9 protein-coding genes and 1 pseudogene are annotated in these 17,841 nt (G+C 42.3%); 1 reads left to right on the top strand and 9 read right to left on the bottom strand.

Going from position 1 to position 17,841, the window contains the following annotated elements; translation table 11 throughout:
• Positions 1-91: 91 nt before the first annotated feature.
• Genes QVC79_RS15800 through QVC79_RS15790 form a run of 3 tightly spaced genes read right to left on the bottom strand, consistent with a single transcriptional unit; the run spans position 92 to position 5,705 of the window.
• Positions 92-1,450: an efflux transporter outer membrane subunit gene (locus tag QVC79_RS15800; RefSeq protein ID WP_270595401.1), complete on the bottom strand. Its 1,359-nt coding sequence runs from the start codon at positions 1,448-1,450 to the stop codon at positions 92-94.
• Positions 1,447-4,575: an efflux RND transporter permease subunit gene (locus QVC79_RS15795; RefSeq protein WP_270595400.1), complete on the bottom strand. Its 3,129-nt coding sequence runs from the start codon at positions 4,573-4,575 to the stop codon at positions 1,447-1,449. The genes QVC79_RS15800 and QVC79_RS15795 overlap by 4 nt, the downstream gene beginning before the upstream one ends.
• Positions 4,576-4,598: 23 nt before the next feature.
• Positions 4,599-5,705 carry an efflux RND transporter periplasmic adaptor subunit gene (locus tag QVC79_RS15790; protein ID WP_287642517.1) on the bottom strand — a complete coding sequence of 369 codons (1,107 nt, stop codon included), beginning with the start codon at positions 5,703-5,705 and terminating at the stop codon, positions 4,599-4,601.
• Between the two features lie 168 nt (positions 5,706-5,873).
• On the opposite strand from QVC79_RS15790, the gene QVC79_RS15785 reads away from it, so the two are divergent.
• Positions 5,874-6,722, top strand: coding sequence for an AraC family transcriptional regulator (locus QVC79_RS15785; RefSeq protein ID WP_270595398.1), 849 nt, complete (start codon positions 5,874-5,876; stop codon positions 6,720-6,722).
• A 103-nt stretch (positions 6,723-6,825) separates the two neighbouring features.
• Here the strand turns inward: QVC79_RS15785 and QVC79_RS15780 are convergent.
• The 6 genes and pseudogenes from QVC79_RS15780 to QVC79_RS15755 form a co-directional block, all read right to left on the bottom strand.
• Positions 6,826-7,654, bottom strand: a pseudogene (locus tag QVC79_RS15780) (phage integrase SAM-like domain and Arm DNA-binding domain-containing protein); the annotation flags it as partial.
• Positions 7,655-7,828: 174 nt separating this feature from the next.
• On the bottom strand, positions 7,829-8,563 hold the full coding sequence (locus tag QVC79_RS15775) for a LytR/AlgR family response regulator transcription factor (RefSeq protein WP_270595397.1): 735 nt from the start codon (positions 8,561-8,563) through the stop codon (positions 7,829-7,831).
• A 188-nt stretch (positions 8,564-8,751) separates the two neighbouring features.
• Positions 8,752-10,089 carry a RagB/SusD family nutrient uptake outer membrane protein gene (locus QVC79_RS15770; protein ID WP_270595396.1) on the bottom strand — a complete coding sequence of 446 codons (1,338 nt, stop codon included), beginning with the start codon at positions 10,087-10,089 and terminating at the stop codon, positions 8,752-8,754.
• Positions 10,090-10,101: 12 nt separating this feature from the next.
• A complete protein-coding gene (locus QVC79_RS15765) occupies positions 10,102-13,446 on the bottom strand; it encodes a SusC/RagA family TonB-linked outer membrane protein (RefSeq protein ID WP_270595395.1) in 3,345 nt (1,114 codons plus the stop codon).
• 37 nt (positions 13,447-13,483) lie between these two features.
• Positions 13,484-16,054: a zinc-dependent metalloprotease gene (locus QVC79_RS15760; RefSeq protein ID WP_270595394.1), complete on the bottom strand. Its 2,571-nt coding sequence runs from the start codon at positions 16,052-16,054 to the stop codon at positions 13,484-13,486.
• Between the two features lie 124 nt (positions 16,055-16,178).
• Positions 16,179-17,708, bottom strand: a complete 1,530-nt coding sequence (locus QVC79_RS15755; protein ID WP_270595393.1) for a sensor histidine kinase — start codon at positions 17,706-17,708, stop codon at positions 16,179-16,181.
• Positions 17,709-17,841: the final 133 nt, after the last annotated feature.

Below are 17,841 nucleotides of genomic sequence, written 5' to 3'. Positions count from 1 at the left end.
AAACTTTTGGCACGTCTTTAGGTTAGTATAAAATACTACTCTTTGGAGATAGTATTTTATTGCCTTTTTACAATCGCACATCCTCCAATTATTAAAATTGTCCTCCCCCAAGTGCATGATACAGATTGATAACCCCCTGTATCTCTTCAAATTTATCCGAAGCGTTCACTAATTCGGCTTGCAAAAGCGTTTGCTGCGCTATTAATACTTCCAGATAGTTGGTATCTCCGTGCTGCATAAGAAGCTGTGTGCTTCTTACTGCCGATTGGAGGGTTTGGATTTGCGCTTTGTTCAATTCCTGTTTCTGCCGGGCGGTTTGCCATTGACAGAGGGCATTGTTTACTTCTACTCCCGCATCGAACAGCATTTGCCGAAAAGACAAAAGGGCTTGTTCCTGCTGCGCCTTCGAGATTCTCAAGCGGGCGGTATTTGCTCCTTGATTGAAAACAGGCTGCACCAATGAACCGACGGCGCTTAACAGCCATTTGCCCGGATTGATAATCATTTCACCTACGCTGTTCGTCCATCCTGCCGAGCCTCCCAATACAATACTCGGATAAAAGGCGGAACGGGTTTCGTTGGTCGCATAAAATGCTTGTGCAAGCGTATATTCGGCATGGCGGACGTCCGGACGGTTGCTTAACAACTGGATAGGAACTCCTACCGCAAGCTGGTCGGGGAAATTCTGTGACAGCAAGCGGCCTCTTTGTGCGGCTTCCGGCGCTCTGCCTAATAATTTTGACAAAGCGTTTTCCAGTTCGTTCGTTTCTTTCCGGAACGTCAGCAGGGATGCTTCGACCGATAGCAGGTTGGCTTCGGCTTGCGCTACATGGGCGGCATTAGCCTGTCCTGCTCTTTTCAGCACAGTCAGAACCTCCACGTTGCGCCGCAGGCTCTCTGTTGTTTTTTGGCTGATCTCCCGTTGCTCATCGAGCATGAGAAGCGAGTAATAGAGGTTGGCTATCGTGGCAACGAGTGTGGTTTGCACGGCCTGTTCGTAGGCTTTGCTTTGCTCATGATAAGCCTTTGCGCCCCGTTTGGCATTGGTTATTCTGCCAAAAATATCCACCTCCCAACTGGCCGTGGCGGCAAGGTTATAGGTCTTTGATACTTTACTGCCGTCGAAACTGCTTATATTTCCCTGTGGCTCCAACGATAGCGAAGGGAGATAGGCCAGCTTTGCGGCAAACAATGATGCTTCGGCTTCTTCTACCCGGAGCCGGGCTATTTTTAAGTCCGTATTATTTTGCAGTCCTTCTTCGATGAGTGATTGCAGTAACGGATCGGCAAAGAGTTCTTTCCAGCTTAGTGAGGCAATCGTGGTCGTGTCGGCTGTCTCGGCGCTTCCATACAGGCCGGATGTATTCATTTCGGGACGCGAATATCGTTTGTAAACTCCGCAGCCCGTAAACAGGAATGCTGTAAGGATAATAATTAATATATGTTTCATAACTTATCGGTTTTCGTAGTTACTTCTATCGGTTTGAATTTCTCCTGTATATATTGGAATACAACGAACAACCCCGGTACAAGGAACAGGATTACGACCGTACCGACCAACATACCTCCGACCGCTCCGGTAGCCAGAGAGAACGATCCGTATGCACCGACACCTGTTGCGAATAAAAGCGGGAGCAGACCAAAAATCATCGTTAAAGCGGTCATAAGAATGGGACGTAAGCGGACTTTCGCCGCATTGAGGGCGGATGATACCAACCCCATCCCCGACTGTCGCCGCGTGGTAGCATATTCAGTGAGAAGAATGGCTGTTTTAGCGAGCAAACCGATAAGCATTATCAATCCGGTCTGCATATAGATATTGTTTTCCAGTCCAATGAGCCAAGCAAAAAAGAAACTCCCCATAAGCCCGCAGGGAATGGATATAACAATGGCCAGCGGTAGCCAAAAGCTTTCATACAACGCGCTCAATATAAGATATACCAATACAAGGCAAAGAGCGAAAATGATGATTGTATTGTTCTTCGTGCCGCTTTCTTCCCTCGATATGCCCCCAAATTCGTAACCATAATTTCTCGGAAGGAATTTCTGGGCTGTCTCCTCAATCGCATGCAGGGCATCGCCCGAACTGTAACCAATTGCGGCTGATCCATTAAGCGTGATGGAGTTATAGAGATTGAAACGGTCTAAGCCTTGCGGCCCGTAGGTCTTGGTTAGTGTTACAAACTGGCTGAGGGGAGCCATATCTTCGCTGACCCTCACATAGATGCGGTCGAGCGATTCGGGCGTAACACGGTATTCCGGGCTTGCCTGTATCATTACCCTGTATAGTTTGGAGAAACGGTTGAAATTAGAAATATAGCCTCCGCCGTAATAGTCGGCCAAAGTCGCCAGTACTTCCGCCGGAGTAACGCCTGCCTGTTCGCATTTGGCGGCATCTACATCTACCATATATTGTGGAAAATCTACGGCAAACTGCGAATATATGCCTTCTATTTCAGGGCGCTTGTTCAGTTCGCCGATAAACGCATCAGCTACTTCCTTGAACTTCTCTACATCGCCTCCCGCTTTGTCCTGAACATAGAGGTCAAAGCCGTTGCTCATGCCGTATCCGGCAATCATTGGCGGTGTGGTGGCGAATATCTGCGCATCGGGAATATCCGCGGCGGCATAGTAAATCTCGTAGATCGTTTCCACGATGGATTTCTCGCGTTCTCCCCAATCTTTGAGGGAAATCATAAACATACCGTATGAAGGTCCTGAGCCGGTAAAGGAGAATCCGGGTATGGCGGCGCAGTATTCGATTTCGGGCATTTGTTTAAAGTTTTCTTCCAGTTGGTCCATGATTTCTGATGTGCGGTGCAACGATGTACCTGAAGGGGTGTTCAGGCTCACCATAATGGTTCCGGTGTCTTCATCCGGTATAAGTCCGGTAGGAGTTGTCCGCATAAAATACACCAACAGCACCAGCGAAACGGCAAGTGTTCCCCACATCAGCCACCGCTTTTTAATGAATAACAATACTCCACGTGTATATTTACCTGATATGACAGTGAACGAAGCATTAAATGCTTTGCGGAAACGCGCCGCGAAGTTGTTTTTCTCATTGCCGTTTTCGTCTTTATATGGTTTCATCAGCAAGGCGCAAAGGGCGGGTGAAAGTGTAAAGGCATTGATAGCCGAAATGCCGACCGCTACGGCCATCGTTATCCCGAACTGGGTGTAGAACGCCCCCGAAGTTCCTCCCATCATCGACACGGGAATAAATACGGCCATAAATATAAGGGTGGAAGTAAATATAGCCGAAGCAATTCCTTTCATGGCATCGCTTGCAGCCTTATGCGAAGACCTATATCCGGCATCAAAACGGGCTTGTACGGCTTCTACCACCACAATGGCATCATCTACTACCGTTCCGATTGCCAATACCAAAGCGAACAATGTCAACAGGTTTATACTGAATCCGGCTACGGCCATAAAGGCGAATGTACCAATGATGGAAACAATAATTGACACGGTCGGAATCAGCGTTGCCCGGATATCCTGTAAGAAAAAATATACCACAAGTACAACTAGGACAATCGCCAACAGTAAGGATTTAATTACTTCTTCAATAGATGCGTAAAGGAATTCGTTGGTGTCGATCAGTGTAACAAACCCTATTCCTTTGGGCAAGTCTTCGGCTATTGCATCCATTACGTCGTCAATCTCCTGGATAATGCTCGAAGCATTGGAGCCGGCGGTCTGATAGACAATCATTACAGAACCCGGATGACTGTTTATTCTTGATTTATAACTATATGCCTCGTCTCCCAATTGGATATCGGCCACTTCCCGGAGGTGCAATACCTCACCGCCCGGTAATGCACGGACTACGATATTGCCGAACTCTTCAGGGGTTGAATAACGCCCCCTGTATTTCATTGTGTATTGAAACGCATTGGGGTGGTTTTCTCCAAACGCACCTGTTGCAGCTTCTATATTTTGTTGCTGCAAGACAGAGGTAATGTCTGACGGAATCAGTTTGTATTGTGCCATTACATCCGGCTTCAACCAGATACGCATACTGTAATTCGACCCCAACACTTCGGTCTTTCCAACGCCTGCAATTCGTTTGATGCGAGGCTCCACATTGATTTTCATGTAGTTGTTGAGGAATTGCATATCATACGAATCGTCGGGACTGTACAGGGCAATTGTTTTCAACTCGGAGTTTTGCTGTTTCGTGGTAGTAACTCCGATCTGTACTACTTCGGACGGAAGCACGCCTAATGCAGTGGAAACCCGGTTTTGCACATTCACGGCGGCCATATCCGCATCGGTTCCCTGTTTGAAATAAACGGTAATAAAAACGTCTCCGCCATTAGCAGCCGTAGATGTAATGTAGTTCATATTCTCGACGCCGTTGATAGCTTCTTCGAGCGGTACTACAACGGCCTTCTGAGCCGTCTCCGCACTTGCCCCCGGATAGTAGGCGGATACGCTTATGGTAGGGGGAGCAATATCGGGATATTGTTCGACAGGCAAGGAGAATATTGCCACCAACCCCATTAATACAATGGTTATTGAAATGACTGCCGAAAGGACGGGGCGGTCAATGAAATATTTTAAATTCATATACTATTGTCAATTTGATTTTGTTATTGAATATTCTCTTTTACCGTAATTTCCATGCCGTCGCGCAACAATCCAATACCCTCCGTAACGATTACATCGCCCGGAGCTAACCCTGCTTTGACGATATAGTTGTTCCCGTCGTTCAGTTTTTCCACAACCAGCGATCTGGATGTGACCTTACCCTCTTTCACAGCATAAGCGAAAATCTTATCCTGCACTTCATAAGTGGCCGACTGGGGAATGATTATCGTATTGTTGATCTCGTGTGTAATGATCACGTTGCCCACGCCTCCGCTGAACAACACCCGCTTCTCGTTCGGAAAAACGCTTCTGACGGACAACGTTCCCGTTTGCGGATTGATAACTCCGCTTATACTTTCTATTTTGCCCTCCGTATCATAAACAGAGCCGTCGTTCAGTCGCAACCTGACCGGAGGCATCAAACGGATGGTTTCTTCAAGCGAACCGTGTTGGTTTATGAAAGAGCGGATTTGATTTTCCGTCATGGAGAAATAGACAAACATCCGGGCATTGTCGGATATGGTCGTCAGTGGTAGCGGCATCGAGGGATCGACCAGCGCCCCCAAGCGGTAGGGCAATGTTCCGACCACGCCGTCCGACGGGCTTTTAATCTCTGTGTAGGAGAGGCTGTTTTTTGCGTCCGTTAACTGTGCCTTTGCCTGCTCCAATGCAGCTTCTGCTACTGCCAAACTGTTTTTTGCTGTGGACAGGTCAAATTCGGAAACTACATTCTCGGCAAAAAGGATTTTCTTGCTGTCGTAAAGCAGTTTAGCTGTTTCAACTTCGGCCTGAGCCGCATTGACATTAGCGTTTGCAGTCTGTACGGCAGCTAGATAAGGAACCTGATCTATGACAAAGAGTACTTCTCCTTTCTGCACTTTTTGTCCTTCCTGTACTCTAAGTTGGGAAATAGTGCCGGATACCTGCGGATAGATTTCCACATCCTGCTGTCCCCGTATAGAGGCCGAATAAGATTCGTTTATCTCTGCATCCGATACTTTGACTTCTGTTGTTGCAAATTCCACCTGCTCTTCGGGAATCTCCTGCTGTTTGCATGCTGTCATAAACATGAGAGAACATAGCGCTAATGAGAAAATACTTTTTACCATAAACTATTATTTGTAATTGAATTAGAAATTAGATTTATTTTAGTCTGCAAAATTAGGGACATACTCTTTTTGCATACTGTATATAAAGCCGACAGTTTGGGTACTTTTCGAAAGTATCTATCGTTTTATGAATGAAATATGTTATTTTTACGCTACAATTTTCAGGCTATGATACAATTAGAACCTACATTCCGGAAAGAAAAGAAATACTATGTAACAGGCATGGCCACCATGAAGAATATGCTTCATCGTCCTCTGAATTTGGCCGATAGCAGCGTAGTGTTTATATGCCGGAGCGGGCAGGCTGTAGTGAATATTTATTTCAAAAACTATCTCTTCCGGAAAGACGATATACTGATCCTCTCCTTAGATATGATAGCTATTTTCTTAAGGGTATCCGAAGACTTTTCGGTATTTTACTGTATGATGTCCCAACCTTTTGAGAGTGAAGTTAGCTACAATCTGCCTATCACTTTCTTCGACCTCTTATACCTTTACCCGGTATTGCAAACCAATCCGGAACAAGCCCGGACGTTGTCGGCATGGCAAGAGCAGGTGGAGTGGTTTGAAAAGGAGAATATTCACCCACACAGCCGTACAATCATGAGGAATTATTTGGAAAGTCTATACCTGACCATCCATTACGAACTACAAAAGATAGAAGATAATCCCGAAAGGGTACTTGTGGGGAGTGGTGAAAAAATACTCCAAGAGTTCTTTTATTTAGTTGCCAAATACGCTTCTAAACATCGTAATGTGGCTTATTATGCCGGAGAATTATGCATCACTCCTTATTATCTTTCGACGATAACGATAAAATATATGAAAGAATCTCCGAAGGAAATCATTGATGCTTACGTTATACTGGAGCTAAAGAAACTGGCGGAAACTACAAGCCTTCCTGTGAAAATGATTGCTGAACAGTTGAATTTTGAGGACACGTCGTACATGGGGCGTTTCTTCCGGCGGCATACAGGTATGTCGCTGACGGAATATAGAAAGAATCATAGCATCTGATGTTATGGTTTCAATATAGAGCGTAAAAACAAAGCAGACCTTTCGGTCTGCCCTATATTATATCCTCTCGGTAATCTGCTTTTCGAGAGATTCTAATTTATGAAAACGAGGTTTTAAGGTGGTTTTTCGTCAAGTTCTTTACATCTGAATAACTTAACCCCGTAAAAATTGAAAAAACAAACAAATCCCTTACCAATTCATATTGGGCGTTCTTCATCTTGGCATTGACAAGCAAGTTTATTTCTTCCTTGTCCAGAAATCCCCTGTCTTTGGTTTCAGGACTTATCAGATAACCCGCAAAAGGATTAATAGCTAACTGTCCCGAATTGCGAGCAATAGAAACAATATGCTTTACACCTATCATGTATGACCATATCGTATTAGTTGAACAACTCCCTTTCCGTTCTCAAATAATGTTCAAAGCCATTAATAAAAGCGAGATCCAGCTCTTTAAGAAAAATATCATCTCACTTATACTCCTGCTTGATATAACTTTCTATATGACGATATAAAAGACAATATTTTGCATATGTGCCTTTTGCTCTGTTATATCCTACCTTTCGGGAAAACTCTTGGTTGTGTTTAGCAAACAAGGTTAGGAACGTGTCTTGTTTTACACCTAATCCTAGATAAGCGTTCTTTACTTTATCGGCAGTAACAAAACCGTCAGTCTGCATTACTTCCTGATAGTGGCGGTTAATATCCACTCGGATTTTGTCTAAGGCAATGTTTGTTTTTACTGCTAAGGTACTTTTGCCTGTCAGCCGTCCCGCTTTGGTGTCCCAAAGGTTGGGCGGTATGGTCATTTTACAACTGAATTGATTGATTGTTTTGTCAATCGTGATTCTTCCCATTAACGGAACTGTTCCGTCTGGCTTAATGTTGTTCCGTTTCAAATAGAACAGAATTTTGAATGTGCTACGCTGCGCCATAACTCAAAGTTTTTACAGATTACAAAATTAGTTTACTTTGAGTTACAAGAGGTTATGAGCGATGGCGCAAGAAGCAGACAAACAAAGGATATTAACCTCACATTATCAATCAGTTGTCCTCGCTTGGCTGATTTCGGCTTTTTTATCAGACTTTTATTCTAAATAAGTTTTACTTCATTGATTCAGCCATTGCTTAAACTCTTGAATCCTTTCGGAACTCACGATTGCCTCAATTCCAACAGGAGGTGCCGGGGTTAGTACGATTTTGATCCTACTATTGGAGTATTTCACCATTTCCTTGATCGAATTATAGCTGATTATAAATTTCCTGTTGATCTTGAAAAACTGTGCCGGATTCAATTTCGTCTCTATACCACTGATCGTTTGATCCAAAATATAATTTTGCCCGTCACGGGTGAAAAGTACCAGATACTTTCCGTCCGCCATGAAATAGGCAACATCCCCCACCGTCACGGATTTCATCTTCGTCCCCACGGTAACCAGAAAACGCTCCTGATACACGGTCAACGATGCCACGGGGAAAGGAGCATTTACCGGGGAAAGCGATTCCAACTTATTCAATGCTTGCTGTAATTCCTCTTTATCAAAAGGTTTTAATATATAATCAATCCCCTGATATTTGAATGCCTTGAGCGCATATTCATCATAAGCCGTGATAAAAATAACCGGTACCGTGATCTCCACCTGCTCGAAAATATCAAAACTCTGCCCGTCCCCCAGATGAATATCCATAAAAATCACATCGGCCTTATTCTTCTTCAGCCATTTCACGCTCCCACTCACCGAATCCAGTTTCGTCAATATCGTGATCTCCGGGGCTACCTCTCCCAACAATCGCTCCAACTCTGCCGCTGCAAGATATTCATCTTCAATTATAATTGCATTCATAGGCTATTTTTATCAATACTTTCTCCGGATTCTTTCATCCATCATTTCAGTATTCACAAAAATAACGAAAATAATTCATGAAACAATAAAATAGCCGTGGGGGAACCACCCCCACGGCCTTCCAACTACTAGATCAACCTAGTAACATACAAATTATCCTTGATTATATTTCAAATAAATCCACATAACTATTTTTCCCACTCATTTAGGTTCGGATTATTCGTTATAGCCTCTGTTGGGAAGGGCAACGTATATTTGGCACTATTCGCAGGTAAAGTCACAGTCTCCTGTTCAAAATTCTTATTCCAGTACGTTTTTACAATTTCAGGTCGAGTTGTTCTACGTAAATCATACCATCTATGTCCTTCCAACGCTAACTCTCTAGCTCTTTCATCTGCAATTTCTGCAATTAACTCATCTTGACTCATTGCGTCAATCTCTCCTTCACGTTCTGCATAATAGCTAGCCGACAAACGAGTCTTAATCAATGTTTTCAAGTATGACTTTGCCTCAGGTACACTCTCTTTTATATGAGCTGCTGCTTCTGCTGCAATAAGGTAGATCTCTGCACTACGGAAAGTAATCTTCATACTTGCATCATAGCATTTATTCGGGCCACTCCCATCGCGATAATACAAATTCACTCGTAAATCCTCACTTTGATTATATTTATCCATAATATTAGACAACATCTCCATATCATCCGTGATCTCTGTATTACCCGTTTGTTCTAAAGCAAGAATAGATTCCTTTGAGGTATACAAATAAGGAGCAGAAAAACCATCTACGGTCAAGTCTTCCAAAGAACAAGAAGGTAATATTTCCTTTGCTGCTGCTAAAGCCTTATCCCACTCTCCTCGATACAAACGTACTCTTGCCTCTAATGCTTTAGCCGATTTCTTTGAAAAACGATAACGAGTTTCGGCCGGTTGTTCCTCAACAGTCATTAACTTCTCACCCTCTTCTATATCTGACAAGATTTGCTCGTATACTTTCTCTATTGAAACAGGCTTAAACTCCTGATTAATATCAATTGTCAGATAAAGTGGAACACCTCTTTCAGAAGTAGCCGTTGCGGCATCGTATGGCTTAGCATACAAATTCAATAATTCAAAATGAGCATAAGCCCGTAATAACAAAGCTTCTCCTTTCAATTGTTCCCGAGTCTCGGTCCGATCATCAATCCCTGCATCCATAACATCCTCAATAACACTGTTAGCATAGAATATAACATTGTACATTTGAGTCCATGGGAATGTATAAGTTACCGGATCAGGAGATTCGTCATTCCAAGTTACAATATCAATCCATGCATCATAAGTGATTGAAATCATTCCCGGTCCCACTTCATCCCCACGTACTGTCAGTAATTTCTTATGTTGTGGAAAACGACTGTAAGCCGTTGTCAATAGAGCCCGATATTCCGATACTTCATCTGGAATTACCTTTCCAACTGGTTCTACATCCAAATAATTACAAGATGTAAACAACACAGTCATCATTACTATATAATGTATTAACTTCATAATCTTCAAGTTTTAAAAGGTTAAGTCTAAACCACAAGAAAAGGTTTTTGCCAGTGGTTGAGCATAAATACTTCCATAGGTTTCCGGATCAAAGTATCCTTTATAAGAAGTTCCAATAACAAAAGGATTACGAGTTTCCAAACTTACACGCATACTTGCCAATCGTAATTTTTCCGCAATGTCACTAGGCAGAGTATAGCCTAATCTGATACTATTCACTCGGAAATAACTCATCTGTTTAAACCATATGTCATAATTTCTAAATGAATTTCCCGGATCTTTCAAGCTAATCCACTGTTGAGCCATATTCAAACTACCGTCTTCCATCGTTTTACCTAACAATGCCGGATATTTCCCATTAGGATTGGAGGAAGACCAAACATCAAACATTCTCTTGGAATAATTCTGTCCCGGAGAAGTTTGAGAAGGATCATAGAAGGGTGTTTCTTGAACCGTCTGATCTATGATAAAACTACCTGATATTGTTAAATCAAAATTTTTATAATAAAAACGATTAATCAAGCCTCCTGTAAATTTTGGCTCACTCGTTCCCACGTAAGTGAACAAATCCCGATACTCTTGATTGGATAATTTACTACTTAAAGTAGCATCTCCAAACAGGTCATGGTTCACTTCCAAACCATAAAAATCACTGAATGATACTTTCTGCCCGTCCTTCCAAAACATCGGTATTCCATTCTCATCTAATCCTGCAGTTTTTAATGCAAAGAGTGCTCCGATAGAATAACCTTCTCCGGAAGGCAGATAAGAATTATCTGGAGTCTCTATACTATTAATTTTACTCTTGTTATGAGCGATGTTAAAATCCATCACCCAACGGAAGTCTTTTGTCTTAACATTTACCGTTGATAACGAGAACTCAACTCCTTTATTAGTTACTTTTGCCCAGTTCATCGGTGCATAGTCAAAACCATTCTCTCCCGGCAAAGCTCTGGTTCCAATCAGATCAGAACTAACTCGGTGATAAGCATCAACAGAGAACGTGATACGATTATTCAATACACCCATGTCAAGTCCCACATTCCAGTTTGTTGTTTTTTCCCAACGCAAATATGGATTTGGAGGATTCGTTACTCCAATATTTGGCTCACTACCTCCCGGTAATACAGAAGTGTTTCCCCATTCTCCCACTACTAAAGGAGAAGTGTTCTTGTCTACATTTCCTTGAATTCCATAGGAAATACGCAATTTCAGATTAGTCAACCAATCAGCATTTTGCAAGAAATCCTCTCTATCCGCATTCCAAGCTGCTGATATAGACCATATCGGAAGATATTTATATTTCCGTTCAACCCCAAACATATTGGACCCGTCATAACGTAAACTCCCAAACATGGTATATCGATTATCATAGGTATAAGATGCTGTCATATAATATGACAAAAATCTATCTTCCGTGAACGATTTACTATATTGTTCAAAATTCGCATCATTCTGAAAATTTGTATTATCTGGAATAACTAATGTCTCCGTAGTTAAGGAATTAGGATCATAACCAAATCCCTTCGTATGAACATTAGTAGTCTTATTTCCACGCATTTCCAAACCTGCCATCACATTTACAGAATGAAACTCTCCAAAGTATTTTGCAAACTCTCCCTGCAATTTCCATTGATATTGAGTCATGTCATTGTCCCAATACTGTATAACTCCACCATCAGGCAAAAAATATCTTGTTTCACTCGGAGAGCCATCTGAAGGCCGATAGGTATACTTGGACTTTTCTTTATATTTCCGAACAAAGTAAGAGTTTTTATTAGCTATTTTCTCCGTTTTCGAATTTTCTAATTGCATTGAAAATTGAGAGAATAACCTTAACCAAGAAGTAACTTTATAGTCCAAAGTAATCATGGGTTTTATAGATCTGTTTTTCAAAGAATAACTTGTATTCTTCATTTCCTCTATAAAATTGAATTCTAAATTCCGTCCATCATTGTCCAAAATATCCGGATCATATATATAATCTCCGTTCTCATCTTTCACCTCCAAGTATGGATTCACCATTCTGGTATAATTAGATGGATTTGTAAACGCCTCCGTATCCGTCACATAGCTTTTACGTTTACTGTCCGTCAAGAATAATGACACTCCAACATTCAAATTTTCAAGCAAATTGAAATCCGTCTTCATGGTCATATTATAACGTTCGAACCCAGTTCCCCGAGTGGTTCCTTCTTCATTATAATATCCTGCAGAAAAATAATAATTTGCTAACTCTCCTCCACCTGATATACTCAAATTATACTGTTGATTCAATGCGTTACGATACACTTCATCTCCCCAATCTACACCAGACTTTCTCAACTTATTGATCTCATTTTGTGCCTCCATAGAAATAGCATCGAAGCCATTATTTTGCAATGTTTCCAGCTGTCCATATTTATTTAAAATACGGGCAACACTTCCATAGTCACTCCGGTAGGTTAAATCTTTTTGGGTAGCAAGCCCCAACTCAAAATCTACCTTCTCAGAAGCATTCATCAAATTCAACTTATCTAAATCTGGCTTTAACGTATAAAAAACAGAACCGGATGCATTTACACGCATCTTTCCCGCTTTCCCTTTTTTAGTGGTTACAACAATAACACCATTGGCTGCACGAGCCCCGTAAATTGCCGTTGCCGCAGCATCTTTCAAAATAGTAATATCCTCTATATCCGCTGGATTCACTCCTGCAATAGAAGTATTATAAAGATTATCAATATTATCCTTATCACTGAAATTTGCCGGAATATCATTCCCTTCCAAAATCATCCCATCCAACACCCAAAGAGGATCAGTACTTCCCGTCAGGGAAACCGTACTACGAATACGCATTTTGTTCGGGGCTCCCGGAGCGCCATTCGTAGGAATAGATGTCATACCTGCCACTTGACCTTCCAATAATTGATCAATACTAGCAACACCAATTCGCTTAATATCATCCATTTTTACAGTCTGGATTGCTGAAGTAACTTTGCGTTTCTCAATCTGTTGGTAACCCGTCACCACCACCTCGGTCAACTGCTCCTGATCCGGTTGCAGCATAACCTTAAATTCCGTGGTTTTCGTCACGTCCAGTTTCACATTTTTATAACCAACAAAACTAACCACCACATATTTCACCGCTTTCGGCACTTTCAATTCAAACTTTCCGTCAAAATCAGTAATCGTTCCCTTCGGGCCGAGATTCTTAGCCTCTGCCGCATCCGGGTCAATCATTACCGTAGCTCCAATCAAAGTCTCGTTCGTCACGGAGTCCATCACGACTCCTTTGATCGTACGATAGTCGCTCTCGCTCTGGGCAAACAGCCAAAGCGGACATAATAACGCAATCAATAATAAACTTTTCTTCATGCTAACTTATTTAATTTGTATGTTATAAGGTGTAAAATCATCTCATATTCAACGCCTCTTTAATCCGGATAATCAAATCCTCGTAATGATTACGAGTTTCTACATTACCCGTGTTTCGTTTATTTTCCGCTAATTTTAAAATTTTCAACAATTCGCCTCTCTTCACCGATACAGCCTCGGAAACTCTACCCATGGAAGAGAAGTGTAAGGTCCTCAATTGCACCTCTTCTCTAGGCTCAATCGTAAATTCGGGGGCTTTAGAGGCAAAACAACACGTGTTTGAATGATGCAACGCTTTCTTGGTCGTTTTCTCCACAGCCCTGTTCGAGCTAACGATGATCGCATCGATAAAATTCTTTTGTGTCATCCGCTCGTAGATAGATAAGTTACGCCCAGCCTTACTGCTAGCAAATATCACGTTATGAATATCCGCAAACATCTCTTCCGGTGTGTAACTCTTTGTCCGGCCTAAAGTCGCTTCAGAATCAAACATACGCAACAAACGCTCGTCCTTCAACAGATTATAGAATGTAGCGTACTGCAACTCACGTGCAACCGTGTAAGGAGAATATTCCACGCCCATCTGGATCGGGTAACTCTTCTTCCAGACCTCAGCACCGAACAACCATTCTGGAACAATAAACACCTCTTCAATCAAGTACTTCACGCTCTCTTTCTGAATCTCTTTCGGCACCGGGATATACCGATCCTCCGGACTTCCCTTCACCGGGTTATTAATATAAATACCTCCCACGTTAGCCGTAACATGCCCGGCATACATCTTCCATTGGTTTATCACCGCCATCAATAATTTTCCTGCCTCCGCGAAAGATTCTCCGTCTTCCTCTGTCCAAGCGACAATATTCGGAACAATCCGTTTCAGATTCATAATCCCGTAACGATTGGCTTTCACGATGTCATCTCCAAGGTCTTCATCCTGAGAACGAGGATCGATCGGATCTTTCGGGTCTTGTTGCTCGCCATACCAGTACATCGGGTCACCTTCATGCTCTTGAATCCATTCATTCAATATCGGTAACTCCTCTTGCGGTGTTTCCGTGTCTAGCCAACGATAAGCCCAGTTAATCGCGAACTTGTCATACGTCCCGATTTTAGGAGTAATTTCCTTTACCCCGTCTCCCGGTTGGGCCACGTAGTTAAAACGCGCATAATCCATGATAGAACTTGCCGTTCCACCCATTTTTGCCGTAAAGATCGGGGATCTCAAAGAATCCACGGGGAAAGCATGAGAAGCACCCATGTTATGTTTCAACCCGAAAGTATGCCCTACCTCGTGAGAAGAAACAAAGCGGATAGCGCTGGCCATATGCTCGTCGCTCAATTTATTTGCACGGGCTCTCGGATCTATCGGTGCTGTCTGTACTCGCATCCAAGTATGTAATAATGACATCACGTTATGCCACCAAACCACGTCAGCCTCGATAATCTCTCCTGAACGGGGATCAACCACGGACGGCCCCATAGCATTAGCCTGCTGGGATGCCGCGTAGGTGATGACCGAATAACGAATGTCGTCTATGTCAAAATCTTCATCACCTTCCGGTGCATCCTTCGCGACAACAGCATTTTTAAAACCTGCCGCCTCAAATGCGGCCTGCCAATCCCGAACTCCTGCTTTAATCTCTTCTCTCCACTGTTTCGGGGTAGAAGGATCTATATAAAACACGATCGGTTTTACAGGCTCTACGACCTCTCCTCTTTTATATTTCTCTATATCTTCCGGTTTTGGTTCCAATCTCCAACGATGAACGAATTCCCGTTTTTCCACTTGCTGTTGCTCGTCTGTAAAATAAATATGCTCCGTGGCAAAAAAGCCTACACGGGGGTCGGCGAAACGTGGCTTCATAGGCACCTTAGGCAACAACACCAGATTCGTTGTCGTTTCAACCGTAAGAGGCACCGCCACGCCGCCATCAACCACCTGCGTCGTCATTAACGCCTTTACCACCACATTCTTGGGGAAAACCTTCACGCCCAATATCTTCGACAAGTCCTTTTTTACCGAACCGCCTAAAGCAATCTCATTATATATATCATTAAAACTTTTCTCGCTCCCATCAAAAATCTTGTTCACCTTGATAACCACGGAAGTCGAATCCTTCCCGTAAGCCTCGATCGGGAAATACTCGATCACGGACTCGCGATAATTGGCTTTCACTGATTCACTGATCGCATCTCCTTCGGGTACGCTTACCTTTCCATTGTAAGTTGTCACCCATACCTTGTTCATAGATTTATCTTTATAGAAACGCACGAGCTTGTCATTCGACTCCATTCCTCTATTCAAGCCTGCATCATTCAACTCGTAAGGTACTCCCGACACTTTATTAACGATTAGAAGATCACGTCCCATCAACGAATCAGCCACCTCGAAATAGTAATCATTCTCAACCGTTAAAATCTTTACCATACCTTCAGTAATCTTGGCTTTTTTCACCAAATCCCCGTAAGCATCCGGTTTGGACACTTCCGTTGTATCCTTGGCATGTTTTTTCTTTCGTCTTTCCAGAGAATATCCCGGTTCAGACAATAATGATAGGGCAACAAGGGCTATCGCACCTAAAATGAATGTTTTTGTTCTTACCATACTTCTTTTATTCATTAAATCTATCTGGTTAACTGATTCTTTACAATGATAAGACAGATTTCAATCAATAAAAATAAAAGGGGAGTGAAACCCCGAAAAAAAGGAGTGAATCATCGTTTTTTTGTTATAAACGATTTTTCAAAAGAGGTAGCAGGCAAACGTAACATCCATTTTCACAATTACATACAAATTTCTCACCAGAATAAAAGTCATAAATGGCCTGAATACGTTCGAAACCCACGCCCATGGACTCCTCGCTAGATTCTGCACGGGGCTGGTAATTATTCTCCACGATTAAACATTCATCCCGATCATAAATTTTAATATGCAAGGGATTTTGTAAAGTCACCTGATTATGTTTTATAGCGTTCTCTACTAACATCTGTAAACTGATCGAAGGAATCTTTGCTTCCAAACAATCCGGTCTCACATCTATGGACAAATCCAACTGATCCCCAAAACGAATCTTCTGCAAAAAATAATATTGCCGGGTAAACTCGATCTCTTCCTTCACCGTGGACAAGCTTTCGTTTCTTGTCTCCAGCAAATAGCGATACACCTTTGATAACTTCAACACGAATTCCCTCGCCAAAGTAGAATCCGAACCAATCAACACACTCAAGGAATTCAAGGAATTAAACAAAAAGTGAGGGTTAATCTGATTTTTCAATTGTTGTAAATGTAGTTCCATCGACTCCTGTTCCAAACTACGCCGCAAGCGGTATTCCTTACGCCATTTATGCTGGGCAAAAAGTAACAAAATCGCGAATATAACTACCGTAATCAAGGCAATCATCGCCGTGTAACGATGAAATTCATCCAATATCTCCCGATTTCCATACTGCGGTACGTTAACGGCAATCACCCACTTTTCACTCCCGACAAGTAGGGGATAGTAAATTCGAAGCACCTGTGAAGACAAGAAATTAGAATGAATCATAATTTCCAATTCACTCTGACTTTTTAATACCTCCTTGATGGAATCCAACTCTTCTTTTTGGAAAGGTGAGGTTCCCAATAAATTTTCATCAGGATGCGAAAGTAATATACCCCGTTCATTTACAATAAACACGTAACTTGACACCTTTCCTGTAACCTCTGCAAAATATGAATGTAAGTCTGTCAACGAGATATCAAATCCAAAAAGAATACGTCGGGTCGCTGTCGGTTCAATAGCCTCGATTGTCGTCCAGTAAGTCTTTCCATCCTCGTGGTACGTACCACTAAAATGGTGATCCGCATGTGAATCCAATAATGTATACATATACTTTAACTCGATCCCGGAAAGTTTCATCTTACGTAACTCGGAACTATTCCGTTCCAACAACCGTAGAGAATCATTGGTGCCCCTGAAAAACCAAGTTCTACTTAATTTCGGGTCCAATTGTTGCATCGTCTTCAAAAGCGAAAATAAATCCTGCTCCCGGTAAGATTCACTTTTCCCAAAAAACTCTCTCGCCAATCGCTGTAATTCTTCGGTTTTCTTAAATTCATACGCAACAGATTCTGCCCGGTATCGACAAGCCTCTCGTGCATTCGCATTATTCATATCGTTCCCCACGTCACTAATCTTTTCCCCTATTAAATAAATAGCGGCAATGAATAAAGCTAACAAGATTAATCCTATCGATATTATATTGGTCCGAATTCTCATAAAAACAAACTGTAATACACAAAGGTAATGAAACAATTGAAAATTGAAAATGAGACAAAATAAAAAAGAGCGAGTCTTTTGAACTCGCCCTCTCTTCTAAATTCGGCATCGACCTACTCTCCCACCTATCGGC

Origin of the sequence: Butyricimonas sp. (assembly GCF_019423355.1) — a bacterium.
GTDB lineage: Bacteria > Bacteroidota > Bacteroidia > Bacteroidales > Marinifilaceae > Butyricimonas > Butyricimonas faecihominis.
The sequence above is the reverse complement of the archived record's forward strand: the minus strand, read 5'-3'. Positions and strand labels throughout refer to the sequence as shown.

What these genes read in the sequence shown, in the direction of transcription:
- QVC79_RS15800 (WP_270595401.1), bottom strand. Translation starts at nt 1,450, where the DNA reads ATGAAACATATATTAATTATTATCCTTACAGCATTCCTGTTTACGGGC.
- QVC79_RS15795 (WP_270595400.1), bottom strand. Translation starts at nt 4,575, where the DNA reads ATGAATTTAAAATATTTCATTGACCGCCCCGTCCTTTCGGCAGTCATT.
- QVC79_RS15790 (WP_287642517.1), bottom strand. Translation starts at nt 5,705, where the DNA reads ATGGTAAAAAGTATTTTCTCATTAGCGCTATGTTCTCTCATGTTTATG.
- QVC79_RS15785 (WP_270595398.1), top strand. Translation starts at nt 5,874, where the DNA reads ATGATACAATTAGAACCTACATTCCGGAAAGAAAAGAAATACTATGTA.
- QVC79_RS15775 (WP_270595397.1), bottom strand. Translation starts at nt 8,563, where the DNA reads ATGAATGCAATTATAATTGAAGATGAATATCTTGCAGCGGCAGAGTTG.
- QVC79_RS15770 (WP_270595396.1), bottom strand. Translation starts at nt 10,089, where the DNA reads ATGAAGTTAATACATTATATAGTAATGATGACTGTGTTGTTTACATCT.
- QVC79_RS15765 (WP_270595395.1), bottom strand. Translation starts at nt 13,446, where the DNA reads ATGAAGAAAAGTTTATTATTGATTGCGTTATTATGTCCGCTTTGGCTG.
- QVC79_RS15760 (WP_270595394.1), bottom strand. Translation starts at nt 16,054, where the DNA reads ATGGTAAGAACAAAAACATTCATTTTAGGTGCGATAGCCCTTGTTGCC.
- QVC79_RS15755 (WP_270595393.1), bottom strand. Translation starts at nt 17,708, where the DNA reads ATGAGAATTCGGACCAATATAATATCGATAGGATTAATCTTGTTAGCT.